General features: G+C 35.2%; 6 protein-coding genes. All 6 read right to left on the bottom strand.

Annotated elements, in window-relative coordinates:
- Window positions 1-1,944 (bottom strand): hypothetical protein (locus ACYQ0O_RS12690; protein ID WP_459893650.1); only part of this gene is annotated, 1,944 nt, incomplete at its 3' end.
- Window positions 1,945-1,957: 13 nt separating this feature from the next.
- Window positions 1,958-3,952: a CsgG/HfaB family protein gene (locus ACYQ0O_RS12685; RefSeq protein WP_459893648.1), complete on the bottom strand. Its 1,995-nt coding sequence runs from the start codon at window positions 3,950-3,952 to the stop codon at window positions 1,958-1,960.
- 12 nt (window positions 3,953-3,964) lie between these two features.
- Window positions 3,965-5,074, bottom strand: a complete 1,110-nt coding sequence (locus ACYQ0O_RS12680; protein ID WP_459893646.1) for a hypothetical protein — start codon at window positions 5,072-5,074, stop codon at window positions 3,965-3,967.
- 541 nt (window positions 5,075-5,615) lie between these two features.
- Complete coding sequence (locus tag ACYQ0O_RS12675; RefSeq protein WP_459893644.1) at window positions 5,616-7,622, bottom strand: right-handed parallel beta-helix repeat-containing protein; 2,007 nt, start codon at window positions 7,620-7,622, stop codon at window positions 5,616-5,618.
- Between the two features lie 422 nt (window positions 7,623-8,044).
- Window positions 8,045-10,690: an InlB B-repeat-containing protein gene (locus ACYQ0O_RS12670; protein ID WP_459893642.1), complete on the bottom strand. Its 2,646-nt coding sequence runs from the start codon at window positions 10,688-10,690 to the stop codon at window positions 8,045-8,047.
- A 170-nt stretch (window positions 10,691-10,860) separates the two neighbouring features.
- Window positions 10,861-10,998 carry a hypothetical protein gene (locus tag ACYQ0O_RS12665; protein ID WP_459893640.1) on the bottom strand — a complete coding sequence of 46 codons (138 nt, stop codon included), beginning with the start codon at window positions 10,996-10,998 and terminating at the stop codon, window positions 10,861-10,863.
- Window positions 10,999-11,247: the final 249 nt, after the last annotated feature.

The following is an 11,247-nucleotide window of genomic DNA, read 5'->3' as shown; positions in this document are numbered from 1 at the left end:
TGAAAATGATATGTCGAGAACCATTCGTGGATCACTCTGTAAATTATCTTTATCCACGGCTATAATTTTATAACTATATACAACATCTGGTTTTATATCATAATCTTCATACTGGATTTGATTAGATGGTAATTGAATAAGTTCTGACCATGACCGTTTATTAGAAGAACGATATAAAATGTATGCACGAATGTCAGGCTCCTTATTTTTAGACCACCTCAATACAATCTTATTATCCTCTATTCCCCCTTCAAAGTCCTTCACAGGTTTAGGTCTAGACTTAGTAGTAGCTTTAACAGCTTCAGAAATCTCACCCTCTGCATTGAATAGATTAAAACTGGAAATGGCATAATAATAGGTATGACCATCTTCCAACGGTTCAGTTAAACTGCCCTTATCCAAATAAGAAGAACGGGTAAAACCTTTTACCTTAGCTATTTCATACATATCTTTTACATCCAGTCCCCTATAAATAATATATCCACCAATATCTTCGTCATTTACTGGGGTCCAGGTAATTAACACTGATTTTACCATTCCGCTCTGGGCCCTTATATTTGAAGGTGGTGGAGGCAGATCCTTAGTCTTTGCTCTCACAACATTTGAATGTCCAGTTTCTTCTTCTGAATCATATGCAGTCAAATAATATTCATAAGTCAAACCGTCTTTTAAATCCTTTTTGTCTAAATATTGTGTTTTATCTTCATCATAAATATTGACAATCTTTTCCCAATCCTCTCCAGGTAATCTCCTATACAACTTATAACCCTTTATCTTCTCAATTTTATACCAACCTAAATCTATTTCCCTAAGCAGGTTGTCTTTAATTATATAAAGGGTTGGTGGGGAAATAGTTCTTATGGAGACAAAATCAGAACAAGGACTTTCCTCGCCTTGGTCTGTTACACTAGTTAAACAAAACTTATAATTCTTCCCATCTTCTAAATTATCTACTTCCACAAAATAGGAAAAATCTAATTGTGTATTTATGTCTTTGGAATTTATTTCCTTAATAACTTCCCGTTTAAATCCATCCTCTTGTTTATATAAAATATATTTATCTATTTTATAGCCTTTTTTTTCATTTAAAAGAGAAGGCGCAAACTTTAACTTTACTCTTTTAATAAGTCCCTGTGTTTCTAAAATTATTGGTGGATAAGGTAATTCTTCATTGATATTCATTACTTCAACTATAGGTCTATGCTTCACCTCTTCGCCACTATACAGGACGGAACTGACTAAATAGTAATACTTGGATCCGTCATTTAATTTTGTATCCTCAAACAAATTTTTATTTGTACTGCCAATTAGTTGATATGGACCATCCCTGTTTTCCGACCTATACACATTAAACCTAGTTATAGGATCAGATGGATCAAAATCCCATGTTAATAAAATACTACGTTTATCTTTATCTACTTCTGCCTTTAGGTGGGATATATATGTTTTTCTCTGCTCCTTCTTGATTTCTATAGGCACAGCTAAATTAATTGTCTGAACTATTTTTTTTGCAAATTCAGGTATTTTATTCAAAATATCATCTCTTCCATTAAAAACAGGGCTCCATGTCTTCTGAATACAACCTTGAGATACATTAATTAAGTGAATTTTTGTCTTTATCTTCAAACCTTCCTTTTCCACCTGTCCCACAACAATGTAATTAACATTTAAAACCTTTCCAGCTTTTATAGCTGTTTCTAAATTATCGCTCTGGACAAGTCCTGCATTTAAAAGGGTCTGTTCCATCTCCCGTCGCGGTAATATTTCAACACTACTTTCCTCGGTAAGACTTGTTATCAACGAGTATAAAATCTCTCCATCATATCCAATGGCTTGAATGTTTATTGGCCTGAAATTAAAAATAGCAATGGTAGGTTTGGCTGCCCATATATTATTACTTAAGAGAATGCAAAATATAACAAAAAAGAAACAATTTTTATGCACAGCCTAATACCCCCTATAACTTAACATTATAACTCCTAAATATATCTTCCACCTTTTTTACTGCATTTTTTGTTACTGGTGAATCTATTATTCCTTTTAAACGCTCATCAAATATTGCATAAATAAACATTTCAGCAGCATCGATTTTCTGCCTTCGCCTAAGTAGATTTTCACCTGCTACATAATATTTTTTCTCAAGATTGCGAAGGGGCCTTAAAACCTCAAGTCCAAGTTCAGCAACAACGTCATTTGTTATTTTCTGAAGTAGTTCTGTGTCAGTGGGCACTTCTAAGGGATCGTATTTAATATGGGCATCAGGTAAAGCAGGGCAAGTTTCATCTTCCACAATTTTTTGACGTTTTATTGTCTTTACATCTAGGTTTTCACCTGTGGTTATGTCTACAATTCTAAAGGATAATTGTACAAATCCAACCTTTCTAACCTTTGTAATTTCTATATCTTTCTCAGCATACTTGGGGACAGCCAACTTAGCAGGAGGTGCCTCCTTAAGTTCTTCTTCGTTTGGGTCTGGATGTCTAGCCTTCCAATTTAGATATTCTATATTGTCCTCTATTTGGGTCCCTATTTTATAACGAATTGTTTTTGAACTCTTGGATATTGAAGAATCTACTTTATATAACAAAACACTTCCCATAATTGCCACATCAATACCATATATCCTACCCATCTCTTTAGCGGTTTGAGCTGATACTACTCCAATTTGTCCCAGTTTCATCTCTTCTAATATAGATTTCAGGTTCTCCCTTTCCAATATTTTTATATCTCTGCTGGCATTTTCAAAAAGAAATGTAATCAAATTATTGGCAACAATAATTCCAGCATCGGGATTACTTGATGGACTCTTAAAATCAAAAACAGCTATGGATTTTTGTACATTGTGCTTTACTTTATCTTCCATATCTTGAATCAAAAAGAATATCTTTGGGTACTCAGGATAAATTTTCTTTATTTTTGAATACCAGTACCAGGCAATTCCATATTTCCCCTTGGAAATAAAATAGTCACCAGTTGATTTAAGTTTTGAAGCAAGTAATTTTTTTACGGGATCTAATTTATATTGTTTATCTATTGAAATATATTTTTTAGCGAGTAAAAAAGAATCAACAGCCCTAGCAAACAATCCACTTTTTATATTTACCTTACACTCATTTAAATAGTAATCACTGGCTTGGGATTTAGCCATTTCTAGTAAACTTTGTAACTTAGAGTCATTAGGGTCGTATTCCAGTGCTCTTTTATACTGTTTTACAGCTAGATCCCAATTAGATGAAGAAACTGCCCTTTTTGCGCTTTCAAAAAAATATTCTTTGGTGTCATTTGTTTTAGCCTGTTCTAACAACTGACGCGCATCTTTATTTAAGGGATCTAAAATCAGTCCCTTTCTCAGGAAAAAAATAGCTTGCTTAAAATCCTCTTTATAAAAAAGCTCTTTTGCCTTTGATAAATAATACTTAGTGCCATCTTTCTTACACCTATCCATCAAATGTGGCGTGTCCTCATAGTTGGGGAATAAACCTTGAATTTTCTGTAAGTAGAAATAGGCCTTATCCCACTGGTTATCTTCTATGGCATCCTTTGCTAGGGAATAATTTTGTTTTACTTTATTTAAAAGGTCTTCTCTTAATTTGCTTACCTTTTCCCTAAATGAGATCACTTGTGCAGCATGCCTATCTACGGATTCACACTTTTTTAATATTTCTTCTAATTCCCTCACCTCATTTATTGTAACGTCTTGCTTTTGTTCAAGTATAGAATTAGCCTGTGAAATATATCTCTTAATGAGCTTAGACTTAAGGTCCTTCATAAAATCTAAGTATTTTTCATTGTTGGGTTCTTTTTCCAGGGCTTCTTCCAAATAAGCTATGGCATCATTGTATTTACCTACCTTCTCTAGCTCTACCCCCATTTGAAAATATTTCTTTCCAGCAGCACAGCCAAATAAAATAAATGCAAACAATAGATTAAATAAAAGATACTTTCTCAGCATAAATCCCTCCAACTATCTCCACCCTTTTATTTTTTTTAATGATATTAAAATCTTATTACCTTCCAAAGAAACAGTCTTAAAGGAGAAATATCTATATTGAAAAAAAGACATTGACATATCATTTATTAAATACTCAGGCCAACCATTGTACTTTAAATGATAAATACCAACATGTCTTCTAAATTTTAACAATTTTATAGCCTTCACACCTGGCACTTTTTCTTTTATTACCAAGCAAATCTTTCTAGCAGCACTATAGCTTGGTATAGATTTGATCACTAATTTTATATCCCTTTGACCATATAATTCTTCCTCCCATATACTCAACAACTTGGTTTTCAGTTGGGTCCAAATATCAACAGCACATTTTTTAGACATTCTATCTATAAGTTGAATTTTATTTTCCCCTGGCACAGATGCATCTGCCATTGCTGTGGCAAGGATTGTATTATCACCAGGTCTAATTAAAGAAGCAACACAAGATAGTTCATTTAATTTTATGTTTATACCTTTATATTCACTGAGAGTTGATTCAAATTCAGTACCCAGTTCTACAACAAGACTGGGACCAGCATCGGTTTTGTCTGGTTCTTTGGCAAGCACCACAAAACCATCCCGTTGAAGACTATTTACTAAAATGGTTTTAACTTTATTAGCAGTTGCAAATTCTGTTTTTTTTAATCTAGGATCCAATCTAACAAAAACACGGGGATTTTTTTGGAGGGATATAAGTTTTTTAAACCTACCAATGTCATCCTTAAGGCTGTCTAATGTTACTTCTGCCTCAATTGTAAGCTCATAAGTGCCTAGATTAGTCTTTCCCTCTTTCAATATCCTAATATTCTTCAAGTAGCCTTTTGTTCTGGAAATTATCTTGTCTTCCACAAGATAAAAATTTTCCACAACAGTTGTTGATTTAATGTATGTGCCAACAGCCTTTTCCAAGGCATTCCTCCTGGCCTCATCCAATGCCTTTTCTCTAGCTACCAATTCCTCCCCTGGCTTTAGATAACTAGCTCCTGTAGCAATAACCTTTTTGGCACTACAAAATACAACTTTTACATTAAAAAAAAGAGACAAATTTACTATAAAAACAATAACTAATATTCTTGATATATTCACTATGTTAACAATTTCCAAACTTATATTTAAAAGACATGGAGATAATACACTGCTTCTTTGTGGGTTTATTTGATATCTCCTTTTAATAAACATTATTTATCACTTTAATAACAAAAATACATCCTAATAAATTTACTAGATGTTTCTATACTATTTTCAAATTGAAATAAGTTTAATTTTAAACAATCCTTATTGTCAATAGTAAATAAAAACATCCTTGATTTTTTTAAATCACCAATGCAACAACCGTTCTTTAATTTACCAAGTTATATACAGTTTTATATATTATTGGATATGGTAAATTAAATTTAACCAACATTGGCAAACAACTTTGGCGGTCTAGACAAGCAAGGACTATACAATTAATTACAAGCTTGTTTCTTTTAGAGAGGCAAATAGACCAAATTAAGATGTGTAAATTTCATGGTACACTTTATATTCAGGAAAACATTCCCCCACAAAGCGAGTTTCCTCACCCTGTGGGGGGGGATTAAAAAAAGATTTGAATACTTTTTTCCTGTTCAATTAAGTTAAATAAGAATTATTCTTCCACCTTTTCATATGCCTTATACTCAATGTTAAAAGAGGAAGTTGCCTTGACCCAGAACCCTTCACCAGGGGATAGAGTTGCATTTTCATTTAACAGCTCAATTGTAGTTGGCAGTCCCTGGAGATAATTTTTTATATCTTCGTTTGATGTGTATAGTTTCCATGTACCGTAGCTACTGTCCCATTTCCAAAGGGTATATACAGAACCAAGGTTTTCACCAAAAACACTCTTGATAGTCTTGTCATCTACTGAGGGGATACCACACAAGTTCCAACCAATCTTAAAGGATATGATTGCAGTTTTTTCCAAAAATTTTGTACCACCCTCTATATCAGTTTCAAATTGGGGAGCTCCAGGAGAGCCTGGCTGAAGATCAGCAAGACTACACTTGGAAGGATATTCACAGGCACCAATATCTGCCTTTTCATCCCTGTATGAGCCAGCTATGTCTTCTAGATATGCTGTTGCACCAGTGTCTAAATCAATTAAAGGTGAATTTTCAAGAAGTGAAAAATCATACTCATCAGGGTTTGCAAACCCCAAATCTGTTATAATCCTGTTTTCTCCGCTAGTAATATTAGTTGTGGGAAGATCAACATCAGCTGAGAACACATTGGATCTTATGACAAAATTCCCATAGGTATTTTCATTCTCATCCCTTTCAAATAACAGATCATCCCCTTCATTTGCAAATACAGTGTCGAGAATTTGCAGAGTCATTGGAGCCTCACTATACCCAGAGGCCACAAACACCCCCTTTGCAGTTGGTGCACTGTTTCCATATATTGTGGAACTTTTTATGGTAACCACTGAATCTCCATTTTTGTCATGACATTCTGATCCCAAACACATTGCACCACCCTTTGTACTGGCCCTATTAAATGCAACAACAGATGAATATAGATAAAGGGTTGTTTTTGTCTCATCCCACAAATCAATACCTCCACCCTCTGAATTAGCTGAATTGTCTATAATCCAACTCTTGGTTATAGTAGCTTCTCCACCAAACCCTATTCCTCCCCCAGTACCCTCAGTACTATTGCCTGTACTATTATTGGACTTTATAACACAAGATGTGACCTTTAAGGTACCATAACTTGCTATTCCACCACTGTAACCACCTGAATTACCTTGAATATTTGAATTATTAACTTTTAACACTCCACTACCCTCGTTAAAAATACCACCTCCTCCCACATCAGCAGAATTATTCTCAATGGTGCATTTAGTTATAACAACTTCCTTACTGCTCTTGTGATATGTCCCACCACCTTTGGCAAGTGATGTGTTACCCTTGATGTATGAATCACTAATTATTAAAGTGGTACTATCCTGATTATAAATACCACCACCCATCCCACTTGCTGTATTGGACTGGATAGTGGTATTCTTTATGGTTACAACTCCATTACCTTTAAAATAAAGCCCTCCACCATTTCCAGAAGCTACATTTCTATCAATATTGGAGTTTATGATCTCTAAATTAAAATCAGAAACTACCCAATGACCATTAGCACCACTAGTAAAATATATGCCTCCACCATCACTTGATGCTGAATTGCCGACTACATACAATTGATGCATAGACACATTCAAAGTTGCATAATCGGATTTTCCATATATCCCTCCTCCATAATCTACTGAACCTCCCCTAATTTGCAAATTATACAAATTTACATTACAAGTTTTAGTTTTAGACCAATAATCCGCCGCGCAACAGATATAAATTCCTCTACCTGCTACTGGATTTATAATAGTGGAGTTTGCACTCTCCCCTTTAATAGTTAAATCTTTGTTTGTTATGTTAATATCCTCCTCACTATAGACACCTTTTTTAATATAGATCTCATCTCCATTTGCAGCTGCATTAATTGCTGCCTGGATGCTTGTGTAATCGCACCCATCACTCCCTTTATCTGGGCAAACTGTGATCTGTTTTGCATAAGCCACATAAGATAGACAAAAAAACACTAACAAAAAAAACACCACCTTTTTCATGGCATCCCTCCTTATGTTTTTAAATTTTTTTACCATTAACCCTTTTCCATCTTTAAGGTATTTTTTTGAACCCATTAATGCGTTTAATTATAACATTAACACGTATGAACGGTTACACTTTGAAACGAAATTTACACATTTTCTATATTCCTCATCCAATTCACGATTCACGGTTCACGATTCACCAATCACGGTTCACGCTTCACGATTCAACAAGGATCGCTACCATACCAGGCTCATTTAAGTTTGAAATATCAAAATTAATGGACTAAGCAAAATCATTAGTACAAAACCTTGGTCTTTCTTGCCAGAAAAAAAATCACAGTTAATGACATTGCTACCTAGCTGTAATTTTTTAACATCACATGATCACCCATTATAAATAGAAAAGGGCGAGTTAAACTCGCCCTTTTCTCACTTAACTAAAAATCAACTAGCCCTACTGCCTTCCTTAAAATCACCAGGGCATCCCCAACTGTTATACTCCCATCTGGATTTGGCTTGCCATCTTTTAGGGGAGCTACATCACCATGGCATATATCCTCTGGTGTAGGGGTCTCTAAACCTAGGGCAAACCTCAGCGCTACTAATGCATCTCCAACATTTACTACACCATCTCTATTTCCAAGGGGCGCTACATCTCCATCTGGAGTGCATTCATATACAGTAATAGGTATTTGATTAAAACTATTAGCACCCTCATTATCCACTACTATTACCTTTGCATTATACGTCCCAATCTCCTCATAAGTATAACTAACTGTATTATTAGAACTTACCTTATCTATATTACCATCTCCATCAAAATCCCACCTATATTCTGCTATACTCCCATCTGGATCATATGCATCACATGTAAATGTGACTGTTAAAGGAACAGGTCCCTCACTTGGCAACCCCTTATAACTGGTTATTAATGGATATTGATTCTGATTAGGCGATGAAAATACTGCTGTTACATTTACATCAGAATTCATAACAACTGTGCATGTTGAATTTGGGCCATTACAACCACCACTCCATCCAGCAAATGTAGAGTTTTCATCAGGTATTGCTGTAAGAGTCACTGTTGTGCCTAAAGGATAGCTCTCTGTACAATCACTACCACAGCTTATGCCTCCATCATCACTGGTCACTGTGCCATTGCCTGCGCCCTGTTTGATGATGGTAAGTGATGTTGCAACCGGATTGTTTATCTTGGTGTTCCAATATGGGTTGTAGCCCAATTCAGCAAACAAAAACCAGCTCGTTGCTCCTATATGAAGCCTTGCAATGTATACCCAGTCAAATCCAGTACTTACCCCGTCATGGGAAGCAGCCACCAAACCTTTGCCATTTGCATTTTGAGCTTCTTTTTGTGCCTTTTCTAATTCTTTAAGATATGTATCTGCTTTTGTTTTTTCCCCTATAATTTGATAGGCAATGGTCATATGTCCTGTACCTTCAAACCAGATACCATCTCTATTATTATTGAAATCAAATCCCTTAAAATCATTGTCTTCTACATAACAGTTCTTTTCTGCCCATTCTATAGCCCTTTTATATTTATCACCAAAGGCCATTATTGCCCAGGCTTGTATATCAAGGGGAATGGTTGATTTATTTATGGTAATACCATCATCTAAAGTACCTGTCCAAAAATGTCCTTCTTTTTCATCCCACATGGATTCAACAAATTTCTTGGCATGCAAAGCCCTTTCTTTCCATTTTTCATTCCCTGTAAGTCTATACAATCTCTCAAAGGCTACATAGACATCTATATTATGCTCTGTGGACTTCCAGAGGATTTTCGTTTGCCCTAGAGGGTTATTGGCTGTTTCTTCCCCTCCTTTATAACCACCAGTATAACCACCCGCTCCTCTATCATCTCTACCATTTTTTTCTATCCATTCTCCTAAAGTTATAGCTGAATTAAGATACTTTTTTTCTCCCGTTTTTTCATAAAAGGAGAGTAAAGCAATCATAGCCCAGGCAACATTGCCCGTGTAAGTGCTTACACAATGCTCATCTTCATTCCATTTATTCTCTTCTGTGTCCCACCAGCCAGGTATTCTTACAGTGGATTCCTTTCCATGAGGTCTCCAGCCAGGAAAAAGTTTTAAATCTCCACCCTCATATGCATTACGAAGCCGACCGTCAGAAAAATATCTATCATGTTCTATAGCATAGCAAATGGCATCTGCAATAAGTCTTGCTCGCATTAAATCGCCATATTCCAAAAAAGCCAAAAGGGCTAAGGCATTATCGTAAGTATATGCAGTATTTTTTAAAACTGGTTTATCAGTTGGTAGAAGTTCATAGCTTATCAGAAATCTTGGTTCATCTAAGCGACTTTTATCATAGCGGATATCGTCCAAATAAAAAGTAATGCTTTTGTTATTGTTCTGTTGAGCATTTGTTATCCAGCCAAATCCACCAAGCACATAGCTCAAATCTAACCCTGTTAAATCTATTGTATATTGCTGCCACTCCTTAGTTAAAGTGATATAACACGGTGTTACCAATTTTCCACATATAGTTACCTTAGGTGAAGAATCTGGGTAAGTAGTATTAGACTCACCAGTATAACCATTTCTTCCTACTCCAAAGGCAAAAAATTCTACCTTTTCCCCACCATCCTTACCTCGAGCCCAGAAGGTAAGTTTTTTAGCACCTGTTAAATTAAAGCCTGCATTAGGATAATCACCCCAGTTAGCCTTGGCCCAACTTTCTTCTCCTTCTAATACTCCATTCATAAAATACCAACCGCCCCAGCTTGTGTCTGTCCCATAAAATTTATTTTCTATACAATCAGCACCACTATGAGGGGATTCTTTACTGCCAGGTTTAATTTCTACATCTTTTCCCATTTTTTCCAGTATCATAAAATGATTGCCTGCTGCTGATAGGTCAGTATAAACATCAAATGTTCTATGGTATCTATCCATAACATCACATAAGTCCACGTAGGCATCATCTTTTGGTTGAGCAAAACATATTGACCCTATCCATACAATACTAATTGCAACCAAGATAACTGAAATTATTCCCTTAAATTTCGTTGAGCTGAATCTCATATTTTGCAACATTTTTCTTGCCTCCTATATTTACTTAAAAACAGCTCTAGAAGGCCTGCAATGGCTATAATTTGCCCTGTATAAAATGCAAACATCCATTTTATAAGTCTTGCTTCGGTTTCTTTATTCTCTTTTCTTACCTGTTCTATCTCAAGACGAACTGACTCTATCTCTTTTCGTAGCTAAAGTTCTGTTTCCTTTATCTCCTCAGTTGTTGCAGCCTTTCTGCTTTCCATGTATTCTACAAACTCATCAAGAATCCTTGCAGGTTCTTCACCTAAATGTTTAAAAGCTTCATATATCCTTATTGCATATCCCATTTTTTCTCCTTCTTGTCCTATTTTTATTGATTCTTAGCATTCTATTATTTTGTAATAAGGCATTTTTATAAGGCTCTGTCCAAATCTCAAAGATTTCACATAAATGACAGATTTTAGCTTACCCCGAGTTTATCATTTTGATAAACTCAGGTTAACACCATTTTTATTCTTTCTGCTTATTCCATTAACTCCGAAGTCTCAAACATGCTGTGTCTGTGGGTGATCTTCATCCTTCATCCTTTCACTAAT

Source organism: Desulfothermus okinawensis JCM 13304 (assembly GCF_054654515.1).
This window is presented reverse-complemented; position numbering and strand designations above follow the sequence as displayed.